The organism is Streptomyces sp. NPDC005799 (genome assembly GCF_040630525.1).
Taxonomy (GTDB): Bacteria; Actinomycetota; Actinomycetes; order Streptomycetales; family Streptomycetaceae; genus Streptomyces; species Streptomyces griseorubiginosus_B.
On the sequence record NZ_JBEXXQ010000003.1, the window covers coordinates 160,901 to 186,885 of the forward strand.

A 25,985-nucleotide genomic window follows, 5' to 3' on the forward strand; every position below is an offset into this window, starting at 1 on the left:
CCGATGACGTCCCCCATGGTGTCGGTGACATGCCTCCCTGGCCATGTGAGCCGGGCCACTCAGGGGGTGATTTTCGGCGTCGCCGTGTTGATCTCCGCCGCGGCCTTCTCGATGGCCTCCCGGATCCGGCTGTAGGTGCCGCACCGGCAGACGTTCTCGATGCCGTCGATGTCGGCGTCCGTGGGGTGGGGTGTCCGCTTCAGCAGGGCGACCGCGGCCATGATCTGGCCCGGCTGGCAGAAGCCGCACTGGGCGACGTCGCGCTCCAGCCACGCCTGCTGCACGGGATGCAGGGTGGCGCCGTCGGCCAGGCCCTCGATGGTGGTGACCTTCCGGCCCGCGCAGTCCTCGACCTTGACGACGCAGGGCTGGATCTCGTCTCCGTCGAGGTGGCTGGTGCAGGCGCGGCAGACGCCGACTCCGCAGCCGTACTTGGGGCCGGTGACGTGCAGCAGGTCGCGCAGCACCCACAGCAGGGGCATGTCGGCGGGGGCCTCGACGGTGACCTTCTCGCCGTTGAGGGTGAAGGAGTAGGAGGGCATCGGGTCCTTCTCAGAAGCTCAGCGGGAAGCGGCGCGGCTTGGTGCCGGTCGCGCGGGCGTAGGCGTTGGCGACGGCCCCGGAGGCGGCCGGCACCCCCAGCTCCCCGGCGCCTCCCGGGTCCGCCGTGGACGGCATGACGTGCGCCTCGAAGTGCAGCGGGGCGTGGCGCTGCCGGGCCCAGTGGAAGTCGGCGAAGCTGCCCTCGCGCACGGCACCCCGGTCGATGTGCAGGCCGGCCGACAGCACCGTGGAGATCCCGTCGATCGCCGTGCCCATGAGCTGGGCCTCCAGGCCCCGGGGATTGATCACCGTGCCGACGTCGGCGGCCATCACCACCCGGGTCACCCGGGGCTGCCGTGGGTCGGTCGCGTCGATCTCCGCGAGGCAGGCCACGCAGGAGCCGTACTCCTCGTGCACGGCCACGCCCTGCCCGTGCCCGGCGGGCAGGGGCCGCCCCCAGCCCCCGGCCCGGGCGACCTTGTCCAGCACGGCCCGGACGGACCTGCTGCGCAGGGTCGTACGGCGGAAGGCGACCGCGTCCTGGCCGAGGCTCGCGGCGATCTCGTCGACGAGGATCTCCTCCGCGGTGCGCGCGGTTCCGGAGTCGACCGACCGCCAGGCGCCGAGCGGGATCGGGAGGTCGACCCCGCCCGAATCCCCGGACAGGCGGCCGAAGTTGTACAGCCCGGAGTCGCTGGGCGCGGGTCCGGACGCGCGCCGTACGAAGGATGCCCGGTCCACCCCGCTCTTCCCGGACGACTCGTTGACCGAGGCCATCGCGTGGGCGAAGGCGATCACCCGGCCGCCCTGGTGGCTGGCGCGGATGCGGTGGTGGCTCGCGGGGCGCATCCTGCCGTGCCGGGTGTCGTCGTTGCGGCTCCACATCAGCTTGACGGGCCGCTTGGCGGCCTTCGAGATCAGGGCCGCCTCGATCGCCGCGTCGAAGGTCAGCCGCCGCCCGAACGAGCCGCCGCCGCGGATCACATGCACCGTGACGGCCGAGACGGGCAGTCCGACGGCGGACGCGATGGTGTCGCGCGCCTCCATCGGGGTCTGCGTGGAGAACCACAGCTCCGCCCGGTGGGCGCGCACGTCCGCGATCGCGGTCAGCACCTCCATCGGCGCGTGGCTGACGAACGCGAACTCGAACTCCCCCTGCACCTGCGTCGATCCGCGCGGCGGTGAGCCCAGCGCGGGGAGCGCGGCCCGCAGCCGGGAGCGGATGCCGGCGTCGGACAGCGAGGCCATCGGGCCCGGCGCCCACCTGATCTTCAGGGCGTCCCGGGCGGTGAAGGCGTGGTGGAAGGACTCGGCGACCACGGCGATCCCGCCGGGCACCCGCACCACGGCGTGGACGCCCGACAGGGCGCGCGCCGCCCGGTCGTCGACCGAGACGACCCGGCCGCCGAGCGTCGGCGGCCTGGCCACCACGGTCGGCTTCGCCCCGGCCACGGCCAGGTCTCCGGTGAACGTGGCCTTTCCGGTGACGATGTCCCGGGCGTCGATCCGGCTCGTCGGCCGGCCGATCACCTTGTGCCGGGCGGCCGGGCGGGGCCGGGCGGAAACCTCGGTACGGCGGATCCGGGCCGCGTCCGCGCTGAGCGAGCCGAAGCTCGCCTTACGGCCGTCGGGGGCGAAGACCATGGTGTCCCGGGTGTGCAGGGTGCGGGCGGGCAGGTGCCAGCGGTGCGCGGCCGCGGTCACCAGTCTGGCGCGGGCCGTGGCGGCGAGCCGGCGTGCGGGGTCGTACAGCGATCGGACGGAACTGGAGCCGCCGGTGGACTGGTTGCCCTTGGTGCGGGCGTCCGCGAGGGGGATGTCGACGTCGTCGAGGCGGGCGTCCAGCTCCTCGGCGATCATCATGGCGACGGCGGTGGTGACGCCTTGGCCGACCTCGACCCGGGGCAGCCGTACGACCACCCGGTTCGCCTTGGTGACCTCCAGGACCAGCATCTCGTCGTCGTCACCGGTGGCCACCGCGCCGGCGGGCTCGGAGCCCTGCGCCCTGGAGGCGTCGCAGGCGAGCGGGGCGGCGACGGTGAGGGTGGCGGCGGACAGGGAGTAGACCATGAACCTGCGGCGGGAGACCGCGCGCGGTTCGGGAGGGGAGGACTCGATGCCGTCCAACGGACACTCCTCGGGTGTGTCGCCCACTACGTCAACCGGTAGGAGGGTGCGGCCGTCCTGTGGGTTGCCTGAGAGGTACGTGCGGGGGCTCCGACCGGTTCAGGGCCGTTCGGACAGGTTGCGTTCGTCTGCCCCTCGCCGTCCGTAGGCTCTGGGATGCGCAGATGTGCGGTGGATGCCCCCGTCCCCACGACCTACGGAGAGCCATGGCCGACCCCAGTCCCCCGGCCCGTGCCGTCACCCTGCTGGGCCGCCCCAAGCTGTGGCTGATGCCCACCCTTCTGACCGGGCTGCTCGCCCTGTTGCTGTCCCTGCTCTACATGGGCGGCATCGTCGACCCGCAGCGCGATCTGCGCCATCTGCCCATCGCCCTGGTCAACGGCGACACGGGCAGACCCCCGGCCGGTCAGCAGCAGAACGCGGGCACGCAGATCGCCGCCGCCATCACCTCCGACACCTCCAGCGACAAGGCGGCGTGGCGCACCCTGACCCTCGCCCAGGCGCAGGACCAGCTCGACTCCGGGAAGGTGTACGGCGCCCTGGTCATCCCCGCGAACTTCACGGACTCCGTCACCGCGCTCGCCACCAGCGACGCCACCGAGCGGCCCGCGATGACGGTGCTGACCAACCCCGGCAAGGGCAGCCTGGGTTCCTCCCTCGCCAGTCAGATCACCACGCAGGCCGCGCACCAGGCGTCACAGACCATCGGCAAGCAGCTCACCCGGGCGGACGCGCGGGCCAACTCCACGACCAAGCTGCTGCTGGCCGACCCGGTCAACGTCGTCACCCAGGTCGGCCATCCCCTCGGCAGCCACAGCGGCCTGGGCCTGAGCGCCTTCTACTACACCCTGCTGCTGGTGCTGGCCGGCTTCATCGGCGGCAACGTCATCAGCAACGCCGTCGACACCTCCCTCGGCTACGCCGACAACGAGATCGGCCCCTGGCACACCCGGCTGCCCACGGTCCCGATCAACCGCACGCAGACGCTGCTGCTGAAGATGGCCATGACCGCGGGCATCACGGTCCTCACCGTCTCCCTGATCATGCTCGCGACGATCACCATCCTGGACATGGACGCGAGCCACCTCCCCCTGCTGTGGATCTACTCCTACTGCGCCTCCCTCGCCGTCGGCCTCGGCGTGCAGGCCATCAACGCCGCGTTCGGCGGGGTCGGTCAGCTGGTCTCCATGTTCGTCTTCATCGTGCTGGGCCTGCCGTCCTCCGGAGCCACCGTCCCCCTGCAGGCCGTCCCCGGCTTCTACCGCTTCCTCTCCCACTTCGAGCCCATGCGCCAGCTCAGCGACGGAGTGCGCGCCATCCTCTACTTCGACGCCCGCGGTGACGCCGGCCTGACCCGCTCCTGGATCATGATCGCCATCGGCGTGGCCCTCGCCCTGCTCTTCGGCTTCGCCATGACCCGCTATTACGACCGCAGGGGCCACGCCCGCCTCACGCCCCAGCCGGCCTGAGCCGTCACCGCCCCTCAGCCTCCGGGAGCCCGAGGGGCCGGTCGACGACGGGATGGGGGCGGCGGTCCGCCCGTTTCATGCGCGACCTTGCCGGTCCGTGGAGAGGGTGTGCAACCCTCTCGCAACGTCGGGCGTGCTGCCCTGGCGCCATGGACGAGGAGACCCCGCGTGTCGAGCTCACTCCCGCGGCCGCCGACCTGCTGCGCCGGCTGCGGGCCACGCACGGACCGCTGATGTTCCACCAGTCCGGCGGCTGTTGCGACGGCAGCGCGCCCATGTGCTACCCCGACGGCGAGTTCCGCACCGGCGGATCGGACGTGCTGCTGGCGGAGCTCGAGGTCGAGGGCGTGCCGGAGCCGGTGACGTTCTGGATGGCGCGAAGCCAGTACGAGGTCTGGAGCCACACCCGGCTGATCGTGGACGTCGTGGCGGGCCGTGGCAGCGGTTTCTCGCTGGAGGCACCCGAGGGGGTGCGTTTTCTCACCCGTTCTCGTGTAGTCGACGCCTAGCCACCCCGCGGGTCTCCGTCTTCTGCTGCACTTCCCTTGGTGTCCGGGACAGTTGACGAGACCTCAGGGGGCAGTGTGACGCATCGTCAGAAGCGTTTACCGGCAGGCAGATCCAACAGATCCGTACTCGCTCTTCTCACGGCATTCGGCGCGCTGGCCGGTGCCGCCCTGGTGGGGGCGGCACCGGCCAGCGGCGTACCCGCCGTCACCGCGATGGCGAAGGGCGTCACCTACCGGCAGTTCGACGTCCAGGGGTCGAAGGGGCTCACCCATGCCCATCTGGTGACGGTCGACCTGCGCGACCCGCACGTCCGGCTCGACCTGCTGCACCCCGGTGCGGTGGCCGCCCGGGCGCCCGTCTCCCGGCTCGCCGACGCCCAGCGCGCGGTCGCGGGCGTCAACGGCGACTTCTTCAACATCACCGAGACCCAGCACCCGGGGGTCGAGGCCACCGGCTCCACGGACGGACCGGCGATCGCGAACGGTCACCCGCTGAAGGCGTCCGTGCCGGACGGCCAGCGCTTCGGCCCGGCGCTGCCGCCCGGCACCAGCACCGAGGACGTGCTCGGGGTGGGCATCGACCGCAGGGCCCGGCTGGACCACCTGGCCCTCCAGGGAACGGTCCGCACACCGGTGGGGCGCCTGCCGCTCGGCGGGTTCAACCAGTTCGCGCTGCCGGTGAACTCGGTCGGCGCGTTCACCTCGGAGTGGGGAGACGTCTCCCGGCTGCGTGCCACCTGCGGCACGGACACCGACCGGGCGGCCGCGTGCAGCAAGGACACCTACGAGGTGACGGTCCGGCACGGCCGGGTGGTGTCGACGTCGGCCACGCCGGGTGCCGGCGCGATCGCGACGGGCACCACGGTCCTCCTCGGCCGGGAGACGGGCGCGGACCGACTGCGCAGGCTCGTGAAGGGCGAGCGGGTGAAGGTGACGCACCGTCTGGTCGCGGCCACCTCCAGGATCCCGTACCGCTTCGCCCTCGGCGGCTACCCGGTGCTCAGGGACGGACGGCCGCTGGCCGGGCTGGACAACGGCACTGCGGCCGTGCGGACGGCCGTCGGCATCGCGGACGGCGGCAGACGGGTCCTGCTGTTCGCACTCGACGGTGCGCCCCAGTACCGCAAGGGCCTGACGATCGCCGAAGTCGCGGCCGAGATGCGGGCGTTGGGCTCGGTGGACGCCTTCAGCCTGGACGGCGGCGGCTCGACCACCCTGGTCGCCCGGGCACCGGGCGCGAGCGGGGTGACCGTACGCAATCATCCGTCCGGCGACGCGGAGCGCCCGGTCCCCAACGGCATCGGGGTCTTCGTCACGCGGTGACCGCGCACGGCCTCACGGGTGCAGGCCGCTGACGATGTCGGCGGTCGCGGTGAGGCCGCTGTGGATGGTGGGCGCCATGCTGGTCCCGGCCAGGAAGAAGCCCAGCAGCACGCAGACCAGGGCGTGCGAGAACTTCAGCCCACCGCTGCGCAGGAAGATCACCGCCAGGATCAGGAACAGCAGCACCACAGAGATGGAAATCGCCATCGTCAACCTCCTCCGCCACGCCGCACGTGCGGTTCACGGCTTTCGGCCGCAAGTGTGGCGTAGCGGGGGGTTCGTCCGGGCGGCTGACCTGTCCTCCGAACGTGTGGTTCTCAGTTCGCCTTGTGGGCGTCCAGGAAGGACTCCAGTCCGGCGAGGTCGTCGGTGTTGAAGTAGTCGACGCCGGCGGCGAGCAGTTCGGTCCACAGCGCGTCCCGGGCGGGCCCGGCCACGTCGGGGGTGTTCCAGAACCGCACCGTCTGCCCGGCCTTGTGCACCTGGCCGATGATGCCGCGCAGCTTCTGCCGCTCGGCCTCGGGGAAGGCGCCCACGCCCAGCCAGGTGAAGTTGAGCTGCCAGTTGTCGCTGATCAGCGGGACGAAGGAGGCGGGTGCCGAGGTGCCGAGGTCGGTGAGGCGGCCGTCGTAGAAGGCGCGGCGCACGCTCTGCGCCTCCATGGGGATACGGGCGGCCCGGTCGCCGGAGATGACGTTGGTGACGGCGCCGGCGTGGACACGGCCGTGGGCGTAGGTCGTGAACAGGTGCTTGTAGCGCTGGAGATGGCGGTCGAGTTCGAGGTAGGTCGAGGAGCCCTCGGTCTTGATGTCGATGAGCAGCTGCAGCGGCCGGTGCCAACCCCGGTACACGGTACCGTGGTTGGCCTTGACGATGCGGGCCAGCGGGTCGAGGTAGAGGGACTCCAGGGTGCGGGTCGGGTCGAGGTCGTCGACCGTGTGCCCGATCAGCAGCTGGTCGCCGACGAGGAAGATGTCGGCCTCGACGCTGCCGAACCGGTGGTCGAGCGCGTCGAAGAGGGGGCGCGGGTGCTCGTAGTCGTTGTGGGCGTGGGCGCGCCACAACGGGCGCTTGGTGTGCTTGCGTCCGTCCGCGAACGCGCTGCCGGCCGGCGGGGCGAGCACGGCGGCGACCGTGGCGCCGAAGGTGGTGAGGGCTCTGCGGCGGGTGACGAGGGCCATGTTCTGCCTCCCTGTGGGGCGGGTCGGAACCACAGGGAGTATGAGGCGCGTTGGCACCCTATGAACCTGTACATGCCAGGAGTTGGCCGGACTGCCGTCGCCCGTTCACTCCTTCGGCACGGGCACACGAAGAAGCCCGCCCCAGGTGGGGCGGGCTTCACCAAGTGACCGTCAGGGGGCCTGCAGGTCGACGAGTTCGGCCACCGCGCCGCGGTGGGCGCCGGCCGTGCCGTAGGCGATCGAGTCGGCCTTGGCCCGCTTGAGGTAGAGGTGGACGGGGTGTTCCCAGGTCATGCCGATGCCGGCGTGCAACTGCAGCGCCTCCTCGGCGGCGTGGACGGCGACGGGCGACGCGTAGGCCTGGGCGACGGCCACCGCGAGGTCGGTGTCCTCGCCGGTGGCGAGCGCGTCGGCCGCGTTGCGGGCCGCGGCACGCAGGCTCGCGACCTCCAGCCACAGCTGGGCGAGCCGGTGCTTGAGCGCCTGGAAGCCGCCGACGGGCCGGTTGAACTGCTTGCGCTCCTTCAGGTAGCGCACGGTCTCCGTCAACGTCCATTCCGTGAGCCCGAGTTGCTCGGAGGCGAGCAGTCCGGCACCGGCCCGCAGCGCCCGCCGGACGCTGGGTCCGGCGTCGCCGAGGCGTCGGCCCCGGGCGCCGTCGAGGGTGACGGTGGCCAGCGGCCGGGTGAGATCCAGGGACACCTGCGGGGTGACGGTGGCGTCGGCGGCCTCCACCGCGTACAGCCCGCCGTCCTCGGCCGGCACCAGCAGTACGTCCGCCACGACGGCGTCCGCGATGCCGGTCAACTCCCCGTGCAGGGCGCCGCCTTCCAGCCGTACGGCGGGAAACGCGGTGCCGGGAGCGCGGTGCAGTCCGACCGCGAGCACCCCGATGGCCCGTCCTGAGGCCAGCCGGCCGAGCAAGTCCTCGTCCCCGCACTCCAGCAGGGCCTCGGTGGCGACGACGGCGCTGCCGAGGTACGGCACGGGGGCGACCGCGCGACCCAACTCCTCAAGGACCACGGCGACTTCGCGGTGCGTGGCGCCCTGGCCGCCCTGCGCCTCGGGCACCAGCAGGCCCGCGAGGCCCATGCCGTCGGCGAGGGCCTTCCACGCGGCGAGGTCGTGCGGGGCGTCGGACTCGGTGCGGGCGATGACGCCCGGGGCGTCGCAGTGGTCGGCGAGCAGGTCCCGTACGGCCGCCCGCAGCGCCTCTTCCTCCTCCGAGTACAGCAGGTCGGTCATCGGGCGAGGTCCTTCCAGGCGACGTCCTTGTCGGTGCGCGGCTCGGCGGGCAGGCCCAGGACCCGCTCGGCGACGATGTTCAGCAGGACCTCGCTGGTCCCACCCTCGATGCTGTTGCCCTTGGAGCGCAGATAGCGGTAGCCGGCCTCGCGGCCCGTGAAGTCCACCAGCTCCGGGCGCCGCATGGTCCAGTCGTCGTACAACAGACCCTCCTCGCCGAGGAGTTCGACCTCCAGGCCGCTGATCTCCTGATTGAGGCGGGCGAAGGCGAGCTTCATGCCGGCGCCCTCGGGGCCGGGCTGGCCGGCGACCAGTTGCTGACGCAGGCGCTCGGCGGTGAGGCGGGAGACCTCGGACTCGACCCAGAGCTTCAGCAGCCGCTGGTGCAGGTCGTGGGTGCGCAGCTCGGGCCGCTCGCGCCAGGTCCTCGAGACGGGGCCGATCATGCCGCCCTCGCGGGGCAGCCGCATACCGCCGATGGCGACGCGCTCGTTGTTCAGCGTGGTCTGCGCGACCCGCCAGCCGTCGCCGACCTCGCCGAGGCGCCGGGAGTCCGGGATGCGGACGTCGGTCAGGAAGACCTCGTTGAACTCCGCCTCGCCGGTGATCTGTCGCAGCGGGCGGACCTCGACGCCGGGGTCGGTCATGTCGCAGATGAAGTACGTGATGCCCGCGTGCTTGGGCACGTCCGGGTCGGTGCGGGCGATGAGGATGGCCCAGCGGGCGAGATGGGCGCTGGACGTCCACACCTTCTGCCCGTTGACCACCCAGTAGTCGCCCTCTCGGACGGCCCTGGTGCCGAGCGCGGCCAGGTCGGAACCGGCGCCCGGCTCGCTGAAGAGCTGGCACCAGACCTCCTCCCCCACCCACAGGGGCCGCAGGTAGCGCCGCTTCTGCTCCGCGGTCCCGTACTTCAGGATGGTCGGCGCGGCCATGCCCAGCCCGATGCCGATGCGCCGGGGATCGTTGTCGGGAGCCCCGGCGGCCTCCAGCTCGGCGTCCACGACGGTTTGCAGGGACCGGGGCGCACCCAGGCCACCGAGGCCTTCGGGGTAGTGCACCCAGGCCAGCCCCGCGTCGAAGCGGGCCCTGAGGAAGTCCAGGCGGTCGGTGCCGGCCGGCGGATACGTGGCCAGCAACTCCCGTGTGCGGCGCCGCAGTTCGGCTGCGTCGGTCATGCGGCGGCTCCCTTCTCCAGCGACGGGAGGACGACCACCCGGCCGGTGGTCACACCGTCGGCGACGCGCTGCACGGCCGCCGCGCCCTCCTGCAGCGGCACCCGCTCGCTGACCAGCGGCTTGATGGCGCCCCGGGCGGCGAGTTCGGTGAGCTGTTCGTGGCAGTGCTGGACCAGCTCGGGGTTCTTGGTGTTGTACAGGCCCCAGTGCAGACCGAGGATCGAGTAGTTCTTCACCAGCGCGTGGTTGAGTCCGGGCGCGGGGATGTTCCCGCTGGCGAAGCCGACGACGACGATCCGGCCCTCGAAGGCGACGACCTTGGTCGACTGCGTGTAGGCCTCGCCGCCGACCGGGTCGTAGATCACGTCGACGCCCCGGCCCCCGGTGGCCTCCTTGACCGCGCCCACGACGTCCTCACCGCGCCGGTCGATGACGACGTCACATCCCAGCTCCCGGGCCACCACGGCCTTTTCGGCACCGCCCACGACACCGATGACCCGCGCCCCGGCGGCCTTGCCGAGCTGTACGGCCGCGCTGCCGACCCCTCCTGCGGCAGCGTGGACCAGCAGCGTCTCCCCGGCCTCCAGGTGCGCCCGGCGGTGCAGACCGAACCAGCCCGTCTGGTAGCCGATGTGCAGCGCGGCGGCCTCGGCGTCGTCCAGCGAGTCCGGGGCGGTCAGTACGGCGGCGGCGTCCGCGACGGCGTACTCGGCGAAGCCGCCGTACGGCAGCGCGGGGTTCGCGATCACGCGGCGCCCGTCCTCGGTCTCGCCGCAGATCTCCACGCCCGGTGTGAAGGGCAGCGGCGGGCGGACCTGGTACTGGCCGCGGGCCATCAGCACGTCCGGGAAGTTGATGTTGGCGGCACGCACCTTCAGCAGCACCTGGCCCTCGCCGGGCGTGGGCGGCGCCACCTCCGCGAGGCGCATCACCTCACCCGGCTCGCCGTTCTCGTGCACTTGCCATGCCTGCATGCGGTGCCTCCACGGGACTGCGTCGACTGCGTCGTCCGACCTGGTCACTCGCATACTAAGCGGTCGCTTGCCAACCTGGGAACCGCCTCCGGCCAAACCGCTCAGTGGCCCGCGCCACGGCCCCGTCCCACCGCCCTCAGAGGATCGATGGGAGCGCAGGGGAAAGCCGGGGCGCAGGAGGCCGGGGAGCATGTGATCGCGGTCGGCCGCCGGCGCGTCGCGCTCGGTGGCCTCGTGCGCCGAGTGGACATACCGGTCGGAGGGGCCCGGGGTCAGGGCCGGGGTGTGGTGGTCGGGCTGCGCGTGCAGCAGAGCGCCGAGAGCGTGTGGGGAGCCCGCTGTCACCGCCGACGCGAGGTCGTCGGAAGTTGACCGGCCGGTGCGAGTCGACCGCGAGACGCTCACCCTCGGGTACGCGGGCGCCTACTCCAGCTTCCTGCGCCACGCCGAAACCGCGGCCGCCCGCCACGGCCTGGACACACGGACGATCCTCGTCGAGGTCGGCCGACCCGGTCTGGTGGGCGGCCAGGAGGACATGCTCACGGACATCGCCCTCGATCTGAGCGCCACCAGAGGTATGTGACGCAGCGTCTGGCGCCCCGACGGCAGCCGGTCCGCTGGGCCGCACCACACCTCTCAACGGTTCTCAGCGCTGTCCACGGGAGTCCGCGGTGAGGTCCGGTGGCGCGGACGGTTGCCGCAGGAGTTGTTCGATGAGGCGTTCCTTGGCCAGGGCGAGGTGGCGCCGGTAGGTGCCGTAGGGCACCCCGAGCCGTCGGGCGGCGGCCTTGTGGGTGCGGCAGGCGGTGACGTAGGTGGCGGTGAGGGCCTCGTGGGCCTTGACGCCCGCGGGGTCGGTCTGCAGCGCGTCGAGGGCGGTGACGATGGCGCGGCGCAGGTCGGCGGCCGGGTCGGCCGAACCCGGCGGCACGAGATGGGAGTTCAGCAGAACACTGGTCGCGAACGCCCGGGGCGTGTGCCAGGTGCGCAGCGCCTCCAGCACGGCTTCCGCGAACGCGGCACGCGCCGACTGGTCGCCCGGCCCGCTCCTGGCGACGGTCGAGGGCCAGGTCGCCACAGGGGTGACCACCGCACGGGCCCGGTGCTGCACCCAGTGCTCCATCGTCTGCCGTCGCCAGTCCCGGCCGAAGACATGCTGTCGCCGCCCTCCGACGTCCACCGCCGCGACCTCCGGCATCCCTGCCTCGGCGAGGTAGCGCCCCCACCGGTCGGCGTCCTCGAAGACCGTGAAGGTCACCGCGCGCCCGTGGGTCCTCATCTCCTCACCGATGGCGCGCCGGCTGATGAGTTCCATCAGGGGCGACGGCCGCTGGTTCCCGCCGGACTGCACCGCGAAGCGGCGGATGCCCAGGTGTTCGCCCGCCCGCAGCGGAGCGGCGGTCTCCACCAGCTCCCAGACGGCCGCGATCACCGGGTCCTCGGCACAGTCCTCGGGCAGCGGTGCGTCCAGCCGCAGAATGGCCATGAAGGACACGGGTGCGGACGAGCCCGCATGGCGGTGGACGCGGAAGGCCTCCGGCTGGCGGCGCACCCAGTGCTCGACCGCCGCCGCCGATGCCGGGCCCTCCGCCTCCTCGGCCATGCGCAGCACGCCGGACACGTCCTCGGGCCGGAGCGGAGTGTCCTCGATGTGCGGATGCGTCCGGTAGTTGTACAGGTCGTCCGGTCCGCCCCGGTGGCGGAAGAGGAACATCCACTCCGCGACCCGCAGCAGCGCGTCGTCGGGGGCGGCGGCGCGCACGGCCCGCAGGCCGGCGAGGGAGATACGGACGCGTACGTCGTCGTAGCGCTCGGGGTCCCGCCAGCGCAGGTCGGCCTCGAGGGTCGCCCGCACCGCGTCATGCGGGTGCAGCCCCTCTGGAGTGGCCTCGATGTAGGGCAGTTGGCGCAGCCAGGAGAACACCACGTCGGTGTCCTCGTCTCCCAGCACCGCGCGCAGCAGGGGTTCGCGGGTGACGTAGGCCTGTGCGACGACCTCGAGGGCGCGCCGGTGGACGGCGCTGGGCAGGTCGCCCACGAGCCGTTCGACCAGGGTCGTCAGGACGTCACCGGTCGGCTCCCAGGGTGTGCCGGGTGCGGCCGGGGGCACCCAGGCCGCGAGCGAGAGGGCGAGCGGACTGCCTCCGGCGAAGGCGACGAACGCGCCGCGCTGTTCGGCGGGCACCCCCCGGGCGGCGAGCAGGGCGTGGGACTGGGCGGCGTCGAGCGGCCGTACGGCCAGTGCGGTGAACAGCTGCGCCCATCCGGGGTCCAGTGACCATTCGGGGTCGGGGGCGACCCTGCCGGCCACGACCACGACCGTATGGTCGGCGAGCCGCGGCAGAAAGGTCTCGCGCAGCCATGCCTCGAGTGGCTGGCACTGCTCGAAGGTGTCGATGAGCAGCACCGCGCCGGCTTCGGCGCACGCCGGGGCCGCCGCCTCCTCGAGCCGGCGCGGATCGGCGTCGAGGAACCGTCCGTCCACGTGCACCACGCGGCGGCCGGCCAGTTCGGCCTGCCGGGCGGCGTAGCGCACCAGCGAGGACTTGCCGATGCCGCCGGGGCCGTGCAGGTACGCCACGAGCGGGGCGTCCGCCGCGCCCGACAGCATCCGGTCGAGCAGCGCCCGCTCCGGCTCCCTCCCCACCAGCGCTCCGGCTCGTGCCGCGGCCAGCCGCCCCGCCAGTCCCGCCGCTCCCAATCCGGGCTCCTTCCTGGTTGCGTCAGCTTCGGAGATCCTTGCGGCGGCGAGGCGCGGCCGAGCGGGGCGGTGTCGAGCGCATGTGGTCGCGCACCGGCGCCAGCAGGCCGGCGAGCGCCTTGACGTCGTCGCGCGAAAGCGGCTCGAAGAGAAGGCCGTTGACCACCTCGATGTGTCCCGGCAGCACCTTGCCGAGCAGCGCGCGCCCGGCGTCGGTGATGGTGACGGTGACGCCGCGCTCGTCGTCCGGCGAAGGAGCCCGGACGACCAGGCCGTCCTTCTCCAGCAGACCCACCTGGTAGGTCAGGCCGCTGCGGCTGTAGACGACGCCGTCGGCCAGATCGGTCATGCGGTGGCTGCCCGTGGGTGAGTCGCCGAGGCGGGCCAGCAGCTGGAACTGCACGTAACTGAGATCGCCGCTCTCGCGCAGCTGCTGATCGACCGCGTGCCGGAGCAGGCTGGCCACCTCGATGAGGGAGAAGTAGGCGCCCAGCTGTTCGGGGTCGAGCGACGGCGGCGATTCAGGCATGACCGGAGTGTACTGCTTCGAATTCGAAGAGAGTGGAGCGTCCGGTGTGGGCAGCGGTGGACCCCACTGAGCACCGCTGCCCCTTCAGATCGGGCAGCGGTGCGACACAGGGTTGCGAACAGGAGGACGGCGCCGCCGCCCACGGAACCCGAGGACCGGCCATGAGCATCCCCTACCTTGCCCAACGCGAGGACCAGCAGCAGCTCGAGTGGATCGCCGGCAGCGTCTTCAGTGTCCTGCTCGACGCCGAGGCGACCGGCGGGCAGCTGACCGTCGGCCGCTTCGACGTCGGCAAGGGTGAGGCGCCGCCGTACCACGTCCACAACAACGAGGACGAGGTCTTCCTGCTCCTCTCCGGTTCGGCGCTGGTGTGGGCCGACGACGTGGAGCACGAGTTGCGGGAGGGCGGCATCGTCTTCCTGCCCCGGCGCGTTCCGCACGGTTACCGCATCACCTCCGAGAAGGCGGATCTCCTGCTCATCTCGACGCCCGGAGGGCTGGAGAAGATGTTCCGCCACGCCGGCCGTGACCTTCGCGAACCACGCCCGGAGGGGTTCGAGATCTCCCCACAGCTGCTGGCCGAGGCCGCGGAACTGTCCGGCAACATCATCCTCGGTCCTCCCCGGTGAGAGTGGCCCGCCGAGGTCGAGATGGCAGAGCTGCACCGGCACCGAGGGCATGCGCAGACGCCTGACCGGCGCCCGTGCCCACCCCGTGCCCACGGTCGTGGTTGCCGACACACCACTTGCTTCGAATTCGAAGCAGATGTATCGTCGGCGGCAGTTGCTTCGAATTCGAAGCACATCGGATCGCAGTGAAGGTGAGAACCGAAATGAAGGCTGTGCGTTTCCACGAGTACGGCGACCCCGGCGTCCTGCGCTACGAGGACGTGGACCTGCCCGTCCCCGGGCCCGGTCAGGTCCGCATCCGGGTGGCCGCGACCTCGTTCAACCCCGTCGACGGCAACATCCGCGGCGGCTTCATGCAGGGCCCCATCCCGGTGGTCCTGCCGCACACCCCCGGCATCGACGTCGCCGGCACCATCGACGCGCTGGGCGAGGGCGTGGACGGCATCGCGGTCGGCGACGACGTCATCGGCTTCCTGCCCATGGACAAGCCCGGCGCCGCCGCCCAGTACGTCCTCGCCCCGGCCGACATCCTCACACCGGCCCCCAAGAGCGTCCCGCTGCCCGACGCCGCCGCCCTGCCGCTGGTGGGCCTCACCGCATGGCAGGCGCTGTTCGACCACGGCAAGCTGACGGCGGGACAGCGGGTGCTGGTCAACGGCGCCGGCGGAGCCGTCGGCGGCTACGCCGTGCAGCTGGCCAAGAACGCCGGCGCCCACGTCATCGCCACAGCCGGCCCCCGCAGCGGCGAGCAGGTCAGGACGGCGGGCGCCGACGAGGTCGTCGACCACACCTCCACGGAGGTGACCACCGCGGTGACCGAGCCGGTCGACGTCGTCCTCAACCTCGCCCCCGTCGACCCGGCGCAGCTGGCCGCGCTCCCCGGCCTGATCCGCCCCGGCGGAGTCCTGGTGAACACCACGGTGTGGATGCCCGCGCCTTCCGACGAGGAGCGCGACGTACGCGGCGTCGACCTGTTCGTCCGCAGCGACGCGCAGCAGCTGGCACACCTGGTGACCCTCACCGACGGCGGACACCTGCACATCGACGTCGCCGAACGGGTGCCGCTGGCCGACCTGCCGGCCCTGCACGCCCGGGCCGCCGACGGCGCGGTGCACGGCAAGGTCATCGTCGTCCCGCCCGCGGCCTGACGCCGCACCATCGGCGGTGGGGGACGTCGCGGTGCGGCGCGCCTGTGGGAGCCGATCATCGGCGCCGCGGGAAGTCGCGGCAGACACGGCGGGCTTCGACATCGGCGACATCATCGACGCGGGGGCGGCGGTGCTGCGCGGCGAACTGCCCGACGGCAGGATGCCCGCCGAGGGTGTCAAGTCACCGCGGACCGACCCCGCGGACCTACGACCGCTTCGGCCGCGCCCGCACATGCATCCGCTCCCCCTGCGGACCGAACAGGCTCAGGCACTCCACCGGCCCCTCCCCCGTCGACCCGAACCAGTGCGGCACCCGGGTGTCGAACTCGGCCACCTCGCCCGGCCCGAGCACCAGGTCGTGCTCGCCCAGCACCAGGCGCAGCCGCCCGGAGAGCACGTACAGCCACTCATAGCCCTCGTGCGTGCGCGGATCCGGCTCGCGTCTGCCGGGCGAGGTGAGGATCTTGTACGCCTGCAGCCCGCCGGGCTGCCTGCTGAGCGGCCAGAAGGTGTGCCCGCCGCGCTCCAGCGGCTTGGCCCGCACCCGTGGATCGCCGACCGGCGGGGCCCCGACCAGCTCGTCCAGGGGCACCTGGTGCGCCCGCGCGATCGGCAGCAGCAGCTCCAGGCTCGGCCTGCGCAGCCCGGACTCCAGCCGGGACAGCGTGCTCACCGAGATGCCGGTGGCCGCCGAGAGCCCGGCGAGCGTGGCGCCGCGCTCCTTGCGGATCCGCCTCAGCCGGGGCCCGACCTCGGCCAGGACCTCGTCGGTGTCGTCGCTCGTGGAGTCATTCATGCAGTCATTGCAGTTTCGGCAAACAGGTTTGTCAATGCGGCAGTGCTCGGGCGACCGTCGGGGTCGGAGGTGGTCACCCATGACCGAGAAGTACGAAGTGGTCGTCGTCGGCGGCGGTGCGGCCGGGCTCTCCGCCGCACTGGTCCTGGGCCGCGCCCGGCGCCGCACCCTGGTCGTCGACGCCGGCGAACCCCGTAACGCGCCCGCCGCCCATATGCAGGGCTATCTCTCCCGCGACGGCATGCCGCCCGCCGAGTTCCTGGCCATCGGCCGCGAGGAGATCTCCCGGTACGGCGTCGAACTGGTCCGCGACCGCGCGGTGGACGCCTCGCGGGGCGAGGGCTTCGAGGTGGCCCTGGAGAGCGGCCGTACCGTCGCCGCGCGGGCCCTGGTCGTCGCCACCGGCCTGAAGGACGAGCTGCCCACCGTGCCCGGGGTCGTGGAACGCTTCGGCCGGGACGTGCTGCACTGCCCGTACTGCCACGGCTGGGAGGTCCGCGACCAGGCCTTCGGCGTGCTCGCCACGACCCCGATGAGCGCCCACCAGGCGCTGATGGTGTCGCAGTGGTCGAAGAACGTGACGTTCTTCCTGCACACGGTCGCCGAGTCAGAACTCTCGGACGACGATCTGCGCCGCCTCGGCGCGGCCGGCGTCGAGGTCGTCCCGGGCGCGGTCGCGGGTCTCGTCGTCGAGGACGACCGGCTGACCGGCGTGCGGCTCGCGGACGGGACGGTCCACGACCGGTCGGTGCTCTTCGTCGCGCCCCGCCCCGTCCCGCAGACCGGACTGCTGGAGCGGCTGGGCGCCGAGATGGGCGAGACGCCCTTCGGCGCCTACCCCGTGATCGACGAACGGGGCAAGACGAGCGTGCCGGGCCTGTGGGCGGCGGGCAACGCCTCCGGTTTCGCCGAGCAGGTGGTCAACGCGGCGAGCCGCGGCTACCGGGTCGGCGCCACCATCAACGGGGAACTGCTGATGGCGGACCTGGACGCAGCGCTCTGAAGCACGGCCCGGCGGCTCCGTCGCGCGGACGCGAGCAGCCGCAACGCACCCGCGCCCGACGTACACCCCCTCGCCCGGGTGTAACCCGGGCGAGCGCGATGCACCATGGCAGCATGCTGCTTGCCCGGCTGGCCCATGTGTCCCAGGAGGTCGCCGCCACCTCCGCGCGGTCCCGGAAGATCGCTCTGCTCGCCGAGCTGTTCCGGGACGCCGAGGCGGACGACGTACCGATCGTGATCCCGTATCTGGCGGGACGGCTGCCCCAGGGGCGGCTCGGTGTCGGCTGGAAGGTGCTCAGCCGTCCGGTCGCCCCCGCCGCCGACCCCACGCTCACCGTCCGCGAGGTCGACGCCCGTCTCACCGAGCTCGGCAAGGTCTCCGGCTCCGGCTCCCAGGCCGAACGGACCCGGCTGGTCGGTGCGCTGATGGGCGCGGCGACCGCGGCGGAACAGCGCTTCCTGTTCGGCCTGCTCACCGGAGAGGTACGGCAGGGCGCCCTGGACGCCGTCGCCGTCGAGGGGCTGGCGGAGGCGACCGGGGCGCCGCCGGCGGACGTGCGCCGGGCGGTGATGCTCGCGGGCTCGCTCCAGACCGTCGCGCGGACGCTGCTCGCGGACGGACCCGGGGCCCTGGAGCAGTTCCGGCTCACCGTCGGCCGTCCCGTGCTGCCGATGCTGGCGCACACCGCCTCCTCGGTGACCGAGGCGGTCGAGAAGCTCGGCGCCTGCGCCGTCGAGGAGAAGCTGGACGGCATTCGCGTCCAGGTCCACCGCACCGGCGACAGCGTACGGATCTACACCCGCACCCTCGACGACATCACCGACCGTCTGCCCGAGGTGACCGGCGCCGCGCTGCGGCTGCGGGGGAATCGTTTCGTCCTGGACGGCGAGGTCATCTCCTTCGACGCGGACGGGCGGCCCCGCACCTTCCAGGAGACCGCGGGACGCGTCGGCTCGCGTGTGGACGTGGCCACGGCCGCCAAGTCCGTCCCCGTCTCCCCCGTCTTCTTCGACGCCCTCTCCGTGGACGACCGCGACCTGCTCGACCTGCCCTTCGCCGAGCGGCACGCCGAGCTGGCCCGGCTGGTCCCCGAGCCGATGCGGGTACGGCGTGTCGTGGTCGCCGGGCCCGAGGACACGGGCGCGGGCGAGGACTTCCTCGCCGAGACCCTCGAGCGCGGCCACGAGGGCGTGGTGGTCAAGGCCCTCGACGCCCCCTACAGCGCGGGCCGGCGCGGCGCGTCCTGGCTGAAGGTCAAGCCCGTGCACACCCTGGACCTCGTCGTGCTGGCCGCCGAGTGGGGCCACGGCCGGCGCACCGGCAAGCTCTCCAACCTGCACCTGGGCGCCCGCGCGGCGGACGGCGGATTCGCCATGCTCGGCAAGACCTTCAAGGGCATGACCGACGCGATGCTGACCTGGCAGACCGAGCGACTGCGCGAGATCGCCGTGGCGGAGAACGACCACGTGGTGACCGTACGCCCCGAACTCGTGGTCGAGATCGCCTACGACGGTCTGCAGCGGTCCACCCGCTATCCGGCCGGCGTCACCCTGCGCTTCGCCCGCGTGGTCCGCTACCGCGAGGACAAGCGCCCCGAGGACGCCGACACCGTGGAGACACTCCTCGCCGCCCACCCGGAGGTGCAGCCGTGACGACGGGCAAGCGCAGCGCGGGTCTGCTGTTGTACCGGCACACCGATCACGGCCTGGAGGTGTTATTGGGCCATATGGGCGGACCGTTCTTCGCCAGGCGCGACGCCGGGGCGTGGAGCGTCCCCAAGGGCGAGTACGAACCCGACGAACCCGCCTGGGACGCGGCCCGCCGGGAGTTCCGCGAGGAACTGGGCCTCGAACCGCCGGACGGCGAGGCCGTACCGCTCGGTGAGGTGCGCCAGACCAACGGCAAGATCGTCACGGCGTGGGCGGTCGAGGCCGACCTCGACCCGGCGACCATCAGCCCCGGCACCTTCACGATGGAGTGGCCCCCGAAGTCCGGACGTAACCAGGAGTTCCCGGAACTGGACCGCGTGGAGTGGCTCACCCTGGACCGGGCCCGCGAGGTGATCGTCAAGGCCCAGTCCGCGTTTCTCGACCGCCTGGCGGAGCACTCGCCCTGAGGACGCACACGCGTTGCGGTCGCCCGCGTGGCGCGGGAAGGTCGTAACACCAAGCCGCCCCAGGGAGGTCAGCCATGCCCATCGCGACGGTGAACCCGGCGAACGGCGAGACGCTCAAGACGTACGAGGCCATGGGCGAGGAGGAGATCGACCGCCGGCTCCAGCTCGCGGAGGCGACGTTCCGTACGTACCGGACGACGACCTTCGCCGAGCGGGCCCGTCTGCTGAACCGGGCCGCCGAGCTGCTCGACGGGATGCAGCAGGACGTCGGCCGTGTGATGACCACCGAGATGGGCAAGCCGATCAAGCAGGCCCGCGCCGAGGTGGCCAAGTGCGCCAAGGCGATGCGCTGGTACGCCGAGCACGCCGAGGAACTGCTCGCCGACGAGGAGCCCTCCGACTCCGACGTCAAGGACTCGGGCGCGTCACGGGTGCGGGTCCGCTACCGGCCCCTCGGCCCCGTCCTCGCCGTCATGCCGTGGAACTTCCCGCTCTGGCAGGTCGTCCGGTTCGCCGCGCCCGCTCTGATGGCGGGCAACGTGGGCCTGCTCAAGCACGCCTCCAACGTCCCGCAGACCGCGCTGTTCCTGGAGGACCTCTTCCATCAGGCAGGCTACCCCGAGGGCTGCTTCCAGACCCTGCTCATCGGCTCCGCCGCGGTCGACGACATCCTGCGCGACGACCGCGTCAAGGCGGCCACGCTCACGGGCAGTGAGCCCGCCGGGCGGGCGGTCGCGTCCACGTCCGGCGAGATGATCAAGAAGACGGTGCTGGAGCTGGGTGGCAGCGACCCGTACGTCGTGATGCCGTCGGCCGACATCGACCGCGCCGCGCGGATCGCGGTGACCGCGCGGGTGCAGAACAACGGGCAGTCCTGCATCGCCGCCAAGCGGTTCATCGTGCACACGGACGTGTACGACCGGTTCGCCGAGCGGTTCGTCGAGGGCATGAAGGCGCTCAAGGTCGGCGACCCGATGGAGGAGGACACCGAGGTCGGGCCGCTGTCGAGCGAGCAGGGGCGGGCCGACCTGGAGGAACTGGTCGAGGACGCCAAGCGCAGCGGGGCCGAGGCGCTGTGCGGCGGCCACCGGCTGCGCAGGCCGGAGCTGCCCGGCTGGTACTACCCGCCGACCGTGCTCGCCGGGATCACCCGCGAGATGCGGATCCACCGGGAGGAGGCTTTCGGGCCGGTCGCCACGCTGTACCGTGCCGCCGACCTGGACGAGGCCGTTCTGATCGCCAACGACTCGCCGTTCGGCCTGAGTTCGAACGTGTGGACGCGGGACGAGGCCGAGGTCGACCGGTTCGTACGGGACCTGGAGGCCGGCGGTGTGTTCTTCAACGGCATGACCGCCTCCCATCCGGCGTTCCCGTTCGGCGGGGTCAAGCGGTCCGGGTACGGGCGTGAGCTGTCCGGGCACGGAATCCGGGAGTTCTGCAACATCACGACGGTTTGGCACGGAGCGTGACGCTTGCGCGGCTAACATCCCCGGTGTGAACCGCGAAGTGACTCTGCCTCTGATCGTCGACGACCGCGGGACCCTGCAGGTGGCCGCGGCCGACGTCAGCAAGTTGTTGCGGACCGTGGGCGGGCGGTGGCTGCACCTCGTCGAGGCCGGGGAGGGCGGGCTCGACGAGGACACCGTGGCGGCTCTGACCATCGAGCTGGCCAAGCTCGCCGACCGCATCGACGTGGCGTGCATCGCGCACAGCAGCGGGGGCGCCCCGTGACCCTTCAGGCCACCCCGTGCAGCGTGGCCCAGAACATCGCCTCGTAGCTCTGGAGCAGGCGGCCGTACCCGTGAGCCGCTTCCTCGTCGAGGATCCCCGTGTCCAGTCCCTCCTGGACGGCCGCCCTCGCCCTCTCGTCCAGCTCCGGAGCCGGCTGCGCGAAGAAGTCGAAGAAGGCGCAGTCGTCCGCGGTGAAGCCGTACCAGGTGCGCAGGGACTCGGCGACCGTGGCGCAATAGCCGCCCCAGGCCGAGAAGTTGGCGGTGATGGCCAGGACAACGTCCGTCGGGGAGGCGTTGAGAGCCAGCCAGGCGACGAAGGCGGGGTAGGCCTGGCAGCCCGGCAGGGGAGCGTAGGAACGGGTGCGGCTCTCGTCGATGCCGCAGGCCCGCGCGAAGGGCTTCAGGCGCTCCGCCGCCAGGGACTCGCCCTCGGCCAGCATCGTGAAGAAGGCGGCGGCCTCCGGTTCCTCCCGCGCCCGTGCGGCCAGATGCAGGAACGCGGCGCGGTCGGCAGGGATCACCCAGTGCTGTTCGAGGGCCAGGGTCCCGAGGACGTCCCGGGAGGCCTCCCCCCGGGCGATCAGGGGGATCAGTGGATTGGAGCGCGGGTCGGGAGCCAGCTGGGCGGTGGTGGTGGCCAGGAGTTCCGAGGCCGTACGCGCCATCGCATTCCTCCGTCGGTCCGGATACGGGACTTCTCCCCAGACCTTGGCACAAGCGCCCCAAAGGGGCGCGGGGCCGTGCCGAGATGCGGCTCCGCCGCGCGGGCGCGACGAGTCACAGCGAACGACCGGTCGGCAACGCACCGCACCCCCCACGGCGCTACCGGATCGGCATCCCCGACAAGGTGCGCGCGATCACCAGCCGCTGGATCTCGCTCGTCCCCTCGAAGATCGTGTAGATGGCCGCGTCCCGGTGCATCCGCTCCACCGGGTACTCCCGCGTGTAGCCGTTGCCGCCCAGGATCTGGATCGCCTGGGCCGTGACCTTCTTCGCCGTCTCGCTCGCGAACAGCTTGGACATCGAGCCCTCGGCGGCCGTGAACTGCTTGCCGTTGATCGCCATCCAGGAGGCGCGCCAGACCAGCAGACGGGCCGCGTCGACGGACGTACGCATGTCGGCGAGCTGGAAGGCGACCCCCTGGTTGTCGATGATCGGCCGACCGAACTGCTCACGCGTCTTGGCGTAGTCGAGAGCCACCTCATACGCCGCCCGGGCGGTGCCGACCGCCATGGCACCCACCGCGGGGCGGCTCGCTTCGAACGTGGCCATCGCCGCGTTCTTCACACGCTCCCCGCCCTGCTTGGCCTTCTCCCGGGCCCGCGCCAGCCGCTGGTCGAGCTTCTCCTTGCCGCCGAGCAGGCAGGAGCCGGGCACGCGAACGTTGTCGAGGACGACCTCGGCGGTGTGCGAGGCACGGATGCCGTGCTTCTTGAACTTCTGGCCCTGGGTCAGCCCCGGCGTGTTCGGCGGGATGATGAAGGACGCGTGGCCCTTGGAGCCCAGGTCCGGGTCGACGGACGCGACGACGACGTGGACGTTGGCGATACCGCCGTTGGTCGCCCAGGTCTTCGTGCCGTTGATCACCCACTCGTCCTTGGCCTCGTCGTAGACGGCACGCGTGCGCATGGAGGCCACGTCGGAGCCGGCGTCGGGCTCGGAGGAGCAGAACGCGGCGACCTTGACGTCATTGGCGTCGCCGTACATCTGCGGGATCCAGGTGCCGATCTGTTCCTCGGTTCCGTTGGCGAGAACGCCCACGGCGGCCAGACCTGTGCCTACGATCGACAGGGCGATGCCCGCGTCGCCCCAGAAGAGCTCCTCCATGGCCATCGGAATGCCCAGGCCGGTGGGGTCGAAGTACTGCTGGGCATAGAAGTCGAGGGAGTAGATGCCGACCTTCGCGGCCTCCTGGATGACCGGCCAGGGAGTCTCCTCACGCTCGTCCCATTCGGCGGCCGCGGGGCGGATGACGTCGGCGGCGAAGCCGTGCAGCCAGTCCCGGACCTCCTTCTGTTCGTCGTTGAGCTCCATGGTGAACTCGGCCATGTCCCCTCCAGCGGCGGCGCACTTATGTGTTACTAGCGGTAACACCAGTCTGTTACCGACGGGTAGGAAAAGTCAACTCCCGATGACGCCTCGGCAGCCAGTTCGATGCAGAGGGCATGCTGAGTGTTAGTTTGCGCTGGCGTTACCGATTAAGCACGGGTGGGGAGAGCTCATGGACACCACACAGCGGACCGACCAGCAGCGGTCCGCCGACCGCCGTCGGCGCGAGCTGCTGGAGGCCGCGGACCGGGTGGTGCTGCGCGACGGCCCGCAGGCCTCGATGAACGCCATCGCGGCGGAGGCGGGCATCACGAAGCCGATTCTCTACCGGCACTTCGGCGACAAGGGGGGACTGTACGCGGCGCTGGCCAAGCGGCACACCGACGCGCTGCTCGACTCACTGCGGGCGGCGCTCGACGCGCCGGCCGAGCGGCGCGAGCGGGTGGAGGCAACCCTGGACACCTACCTCGCGGCGATCGAGGCGCGGCCCCAGGTGTACCGGTTCCTGATGCATCCCGCGGAGGGCGGTACGGCGGCGGAGCAGGGCTTCGACGTGGGCAAGCACTCGGCGCCGCTGCTGCGCAGGATGGGCGAGGAACTGGCCCAGGTCATCGAGGACCGGCTGGACCTCGGACCGGAGAGCCAGCAGCTCGCCCGCGTGTGGGGCCACGGCATCGTCGGCATGATGCACGCGGCCGGCGACTGGTGGCTGGGCGAACGCCCCTGCTCACGGGCCGAGTTGGTGCGCTGCCTGGCCGACCTGCTGTGGGGACGGCTCGCGGCGGCCGGCGACCGGGTGGGCAGCCCCGGGTTCTAGCCCCGGCCGCTCCAGGAGGCCTTGGCCGCCCGGCGGAGCACCTTGCGTCTGCGCCACCCGGTGAGGCGGTCCACGTAGACGCGGCCTTCCAGGTGATCCGTCTCGTGCTGCAAACACCTCGCAAAGAAACCCGTGCCGTGCACGGTGACCGGATCCCCGGTCACCGTGAACCCCTCGACCACAGCGTGGTCGTGACGTTCGGTGCCGGCCTCCAGGCCCGGCAGGGACAGACAGCCCTCGGGGCCCCGCAGCACCACCCCGTCGGCCTCGACGAGACGGGGGTTGACCACATGGCCCACATGCCGGATCTCCTCGTCGTCGGGGCAGTCGTACACGAACACGCGCAAAGATTCACCAACCTGGTTGGCCGCCAGGCCCACCCCCCGCGCCGCGTACATCGTCGCGAACAAGTCCTCCACGAGCAGGGCCAGTTGGGGGCCGAAGTCGGTGACCTCGGCGCACGGGGCGTGCAGGACCGGGTCCCCCAGCAGGGTGAGGGGCCGGACACGCCCGCGGGTGCCCGGGATGGAGCCGTTTCGCATGGCCGCAAGGGTACGGCGGTTCGGGAGCGTGAACAGATCTCGATAGGCTGAGGTCCACACCACGTTGCCGTAAGACTCAGAGGCTTCAGGCGCGGCGCGTACGCAAGGAGGATCGAGAACTGATGGCAGGCAACTCGGACCCGCTCACGCCGCGGGCCAAGCTGGCCGTGACCGCGGGCAAGGCGGTCGCGGCCGCATCGCGTGCCGCCGGGCGCGGCAGCGGTTCGGTGATCGGTGGCCGGGTCGCGCTCAAGCTCGACCCCGACCTCCTCGCCCGGCTCGCCCAGAGCCTGGACGTCGTCCTGGTCTCGGCGACCAATGGAAAGACCACCACCACCCGGCTCATCGCGGAGGCGCTGCGGGCCGCCGGCCCCGTCGTCTCCAACGCCCTCGGCGCCAACATGCCCGCCGGCATCACCTCCGCCCTCGCGGGCGGCTCGGACGCCAAGTACGCCGTGATCGAAGTCGACGAGAAGTACCTCGCGGGCGTGGCCCGGGACACCGCCCCCAAGTGCATCGCGCTGCTGAACCTCTCCCGCGACCAGCTCGACCGCGCCGCCGAGACCCGGATGCTGGCGGAGAACTGGCGCGAGGGGCTGGCCGGTTCGAAGTCCGTCGTCGTCGCCAACGCGGACGACCCGCTGGTGGTGTGGGCCGCCTCCTCCTCGCCCAACGTGATCTGGGTCGCCGCCGGGCAGATGTGGAAGGACGACGCCTGGTCCTGCCCGTCCTGCGGTGGTGTGATGCAGCGGCCCGGCGACGACTGGTTCTGCGGGGAGTGCGGCTTCCGCCGCCCGACGCCGAGCTGGGCCCTGTCCGGTGACCACGTCCTCGACCCGCACGGCTCCGCCTGGCCGATCCACCTCCAGCTGCCCGGCCGCGCCAACAAGGCCAACGCCGCCTCCTCGGCCGCCGTGGCCGCCGTCTTCGGAGTGCCGCCGCAGGTCGCCCTGGAACGCATGTACCAGGTGCAGGCCGTCGCCGGCCGCTATGACGTGGTCCAGTTCCTGGGCCGTGACCTGCGGCTGCTGCTGGCGAAGAACCCGGCGGGCTGGCTCGAAACGTTCAGCCTGATCGATCCTCCGCCCACCCCGGTGATCCTCTCGGTGAACGCCCGCGGCGCCGACGGCACCGACACCTCCTGGCTCTGGGACGTCGACTACACCCGGCTGACCGGCCACCCGATCTGTGTGATCGGCGACCGCAAGCTGGACCTCGCGGTGCGCCTGGAGGTCGCCAACCAGCACTTCCAGGTCTGCGAGAACCTCGACCAGGCCGTGCAGATGAGCCCGCCGGGCCGCATCGAGGTCATCGCCAACTACACCGCCTTCCAGGACCTGCGCCGCCGCGTCGGCAACTGACAACTCAGGGGA

The 25,985-nt window shown here is 72.0% G+C and carries 26 protein-coding genes and 1 pseudogene; 14 read left to right on the top strand and 13 right to left on the bottom strand.

Annotated features, from left to right (window positions below):
• Positions 1-59 precede the first annotated feature (59 nt).
• Positions 60-542: a (2Fe-2S)-binding protein gene (locus tag ABZ453_RS04355; RefSeq protein ID WP_359011425.1), complete on the bottom strand. Its 483-nt coding sequence runs from the start codon at positions 540-542 to the stop codon at positions 60-62.
• 10 nt (positions 543-552) lie between these two features.
• Positions 553-2,613 carry a molybdopterin cofactor-binding domain-containing protein gene (locus tag ABZ453_RS04360; protein ID WP_359011760.1) on the bottom strand — a complete coding sequence of 687 codons (2,061 nt, stop codon included), beginning with the start codon at positions 2,611-2,613 and terminating at the stop codon, positions 553-555.
• 263 nt (positions 2,614-2,876) lie between these two features.
• Between ABZ453_RS04360 and ABZ453_RS04365 the strand changes: the two genes are divergently transcribed.
• The 3 genes from ABZ453_RS04365 to ABZ453_RS04375 all read left to right on the top strand — a co-directional run bounded on the left by ABZ453_RS04365 (position 2,877) and on the right by ABZ453_RS04375 (position 5,971).
• On the top strand, positions 2,877-4,139 hold the full coding sequence (locus ABZ453_RS04365; protein WP_359011427.1) for a DUF3533 domain-containing protein: 1,263 nt from the start codon (positions 2,877-2,879) through the stop codon (positions 4,137-4,139).
• Between the two features lie 149 nt (positions 4,140-4,288).
• On the top strand, positions 4,289-4,648 hold the full coding sequence (locus ABZ453_RS04370) for a DUF779 domain-containing protein (protein WP_359011429.1): 360 nt from the start codon (positions 4,289-4,291) through the stop codon (positions 4,646-4,648).
• A gap of 171 nt (positions 4,649-4,819) precedes the next feature.
• Positions 4,820-5,971 (top strand): phosphodiester glycosidase family protein, encoded by a 1,152-nt coding sequence (locus ABZ453_RS04375; RefSeq protein WP_359011431.1) that lies wholly within the window; start codon positions 4,820-4,822, stop codon positions 5,969-5,971.
• 12 nt (positions 5,972-5,983) lie between these two features.
• On the opposite strand, the gene ABZ453_RS04380 is transcribed toward ABZ453_RS04375, so the two are convergent.
• The 5 genes from ABZ453_RS04380 to ABZ453_RS04400 form a co-directional block, all read right to left on the bottom strand.
• Positions 5,984-6,178, bottom strand: coding sequence for a hypothetical protein (locus tag ABZ453_RS04380; RefSeq protein ID WP_359011433.1), 195 nt, complete (start codon positions 6,176-6,178; stop codon positions 5,984-5,986).
• Positions 6,179-6,288: 110 nt separating this feature from the next.
• On the bottom strand, positions 6,289-7,152 hold the full coding sequence (locus tag ABZ453_RS04385; RefSeq protein WP_359011435.1) for a phosphatidylinositol-specific phospholipase C/glycerophosphodiester phosphodiesterase family protein: 864 nt from the start codon (positions 7,150-7,152) through the stop codon (positions 6,289-6,291).
• A gap of 171 nt (positions 7,153-7,323) precedes the next feature.
• Positions 7,324-8,397 carry an acyl-CoA dehydrogenase family protein gene (locus tag ABZ453_RS04390; RefSeq protein WP_359011437.1) on the bottom strand — a complete coding sequence of 358 codons (1,074 nt, stop codon included), beginning with the start codon at positions 8,395-8,397 and terminating at the stop codon, positions 7,324-7,326.
• The gene (locus ABZ453_RS04395) at positions 8,394-9,575 is read right to left on the bottom strand and encodes an acyl-CoA dehydrogenase family protein (RefSeq protein WP_359011439.1); all 1,182 of its coding nucleotides are present in this window, start codon (positions 9,573-9,575) and stop codon (positions 8,394-8,396) included. The genes ABZ453_RS04390 and ABZ453_RS04395 overlap by 4 nt, the downstream gene beginning before the upstream one ends.
• On the bottom strand, positions 9,572-10,549 hold the full coding sequence (locus ABZ453_RS04400; protein ID WP_359011441.1) for an NADPH:quinone oxidoreductase family protein: 978 nt from the start codon (positions 10,547-10,549) through the stop codon (positions 9,572-9,574). The genes ABZ453_RS04395 and ABZ453_RS04400 overlap by 4 nt, the downstream gene beginning before the upstream one ends.
• Before the next feature lie 147 nt (positions 10,550-10,696).
• Here ABZ453_RS04400 and ABZ453_RS04405 point away from each other — a divergent pair, with 147 nt between their 5' ends.
• The gene (locus tag ABZ453_RS04405) at positions 10,697-10,921 is read left to right on the top strand and encodes a hypothetical protein (protein ID WP_359011774.1); all 225 of its coding nucleotides are present in this window, start codon (positions 10,697-10,699) and stop codon (positions 10,919-10,921) included.
• A pseudogene (locus ABZ453_RS04410) lies at positions 10,920-11,132 on the top strand (4-hydroxy-2-oxovalerate aldolase); the annotation flags it as partial. The gene ABZ453_RS04405 and the pseudogene ABZ453_RS04410, both read left to right, overlap by 2 nt.
• A 63-nt stretch (positions 11,133-11,195) precedes the next feature.
• On the opposite strand, the gene ABZ453_RS04415 reads toward ABZ453_RS04410, so the two are convergent.
• Both ABZ453_RS04415 and ABZ453_RS04420 read right to left on the bottom strand, forming a co-directional pair.
• Positions 11,196-13,250: an ATP-binding protein gene (locus ABZ453_RS04415; RefSeq protein ID WP_359011443.1), complete on the bottom strand. Its 2,055-nt coding sequence runs from the start codon at positions 13,248-13,250 to the stop codon at positions 11,196-11,198.
• Positions 13,251-13,272: 22 nt separating this feature from the next.
• Positions 13,273-13,779: a MarR family transcriptional regulator gene (locus ABZ453_RS04420; RefSeq protein ID WP_359011445.1), complete on the bottom strand. Its 507-nt coding sequence runs from the start codon at positions 13,777-13,779 to the stop codon at positions 13,273-13,275.
• Positions 13,780-13,940: 161 nt separating this feature from the next.
• Here ABZ453_RS04420 and ABZ453_RS04425 point away from each other — a divergent pair, with 161 nt between their 5' ends.
• Together ABZ453_RS04425 and ABZ453_RS04430 are read left to right on the top strand one after the other, a co-directional pair.
• A complete protein-coding gene (locus ABZ453_RS04425; protein WP_359011447.1) occupies positions 13,941-14,408 on the top strand; it encodes a cupin domain-containing protein in 468 nt (155 codons plus the stop codon).
• Positions 14,409-14,611: 203 nt separating this feature from the next.
• Positions 14,612-15,556 (top strand): NADP-dependent oxidoreductase, encoded by a 945-nt coding sequence (locus ABZ453_RS04430; protein ID WP_359011449.1) that lies wholly within the window; start codon positions 14,612-14,614, stop codon positions 15,554-15,556.
• Positions 15,557-15,761: 205 nt separating this feature from the next.
• Here the strand turns inward: ABZ453_RS04430 and ABZ453_RS04435 are convergent, their stop codons facing one another.
• Complete coding sequence (locus ABZ453_RS04435; protein ID WP_359011451.1) at positions 15,762-16,352, bottom strand: XRE family transcriptional regulator; 591 nt, start codon at positions 16,350-16,352, stop codon at positions 15,762-15,764.
• 79 nt (positions 16,353-16,431) lie between these two features.
• On the opposite strand from ABZ453_RS04435, the gene ABZ453_RS04440 reads away from it, so the two are divergent.
• The 5 genes from ABZ453_RS04440 to ABZ453_RS04460 all read left to right on the top strand — a co-directional run bounded on the left by ABZ453_RS04440 (position 16,432) and on the right by ABZ453_RS04460 (position 21,202).
• Positions 16,432-17,355 carry an NAD(P)/FAD-dependent oxidoreductase gene (locus ABZ453_RS04440; protein WP_359011453.1) on the top strand — a complete coding sequence of 308 codons (924 nt, stop codon included), beginning with the start codon at positions 16,432-16,434 and terminating at the stop codon, positions 17,353-17,355.
• Between the two features lie 113 nt (positions 17,356-17,468).
• Complete coding sequence (locus tag ABZ453_RS04445) at positions 17,469-19,007, top strand: ATP-dependent DNA ligase (RefSeq protein WP_359011455.1); 1,539 nt, start codon at positions 17,469-17,471, stop codon at positions 19,005-19,007.
• Positions 19,004-19,471, top strand: a complete 468-nt coding sequence (locus tag ABZ453_RS04450) for an NUDIX domain-containing protein (protein WP_359011457.1) — start codon at positions 19,004-19,006, stop codon at positions 19,469-19,471. Before ABZ453_RS04445 ends, ABZ453_RS04450 begins: the two co-directional genes overlap by 4 nt.
• Positions 19,472-19,545: 74 nt before the next feature.
• Positions 19,546-20,940 carry an NADP-dependent succinic semialdehyde dehydrogenase gene (locus tag ABZ453_RS04455; protein ID WP_359011459.1) on the top strand — a complete coding sequence of 465 codons (1,395 nt, stop codon included), beginning with the start codon at positions 19,546-19,548 and terminating at the stop codon, positions 20,938-20,940.
• Positions 20,941-20,965: 25 nt separating this feature from the next.
• Positions 20,966-21,202 (top strand): DUF6213 family protein, encoded by a 237-nt coding sequence (locus ABZ453_RS04460; RefSeq protein WP_133047630.1) that lies wholly within the window; start codon positions 20,966-20,968, stop codon positions 21,200-21,202.
• 4 nt (positions 21,203-21,206) lie between these two features.
• Here ABZ453_RS04460 and ABZ453_RS04465 read toward each other — a convergent pair whose 3' ends face one another.
• Positions 21,207-21,869, bottom strand: coding sequence for a transcriptional regulator (locus ABZ453_RS04465; RefSeq protein WP_359011462.1), 663 nt, complete (start codon positions 21,867-21,869; stop codon positions 21,207-21,209).
• Between the two features lie 157 nt (positions 21,870-22,026).
• The gene (locus ABZ453_RS04470) at positions 22,027-23,253 is read right to left on the bottom strand and encodes an acyl-CoA dehydrogenase family protein (RefSeq protein ID WP_356771851.1); all 1,227 of its coding nucleotides are present in this window, start codon (positions 23,251-23,253) and stop codon (positions 22,027-22,029) included.
• A gap of 172 nt (positions 23,254-23,425) precedes the next feature.
• On the opposite strand from ABZ453_RS04470, the gene ABZ453_RS04475 reads away from it, so the two are divergent.
• Positions 23,426-24,070: a TetR family transcriptional regulator gene (locus ABZ453_RS04475; RefSeq protein WP_359011464.1), complete on the top strand. Its 645-nt coding sequence runs from the start codon at positions 23,426-23,428 to the stop codon at positions 24,068-24,070.
• Here ABZ453_RS04475 and def read toward each other — a convergent pair.
• Positions 24,067-24,612 (bottom strand): peptide deformylase, encoded by a 546-nt coding sequence (gene def / locus ABZ453_RS04480; RefSeq protein ID WP_356771847.1) that lies wholly within the window; start codon positions 24,610-24,612, stop codon positions 24,067-24,069. The two genes, ABZ453_RS04475 and def, sit on opposite strands and share 4 nt — an antisense overlap.
• A gap of 122 nt (positions 24,613-24,734) precedes the next feature.
• Here def and ABZ453_RS04485 point away from each other — a divergent pair, with 122 nt between their 5' ends.
• Entirely contained in the window at positions 24,735-25,973 is a 1,239-nt protein-coding gene (locus tag ABZ453_RS04485; protein ID WP_359011467.1) for a MurT ligase domain-containing protein, read from the top strand.
• Positions 25,974-25,985: the final 12 nt, after the last annotated feature.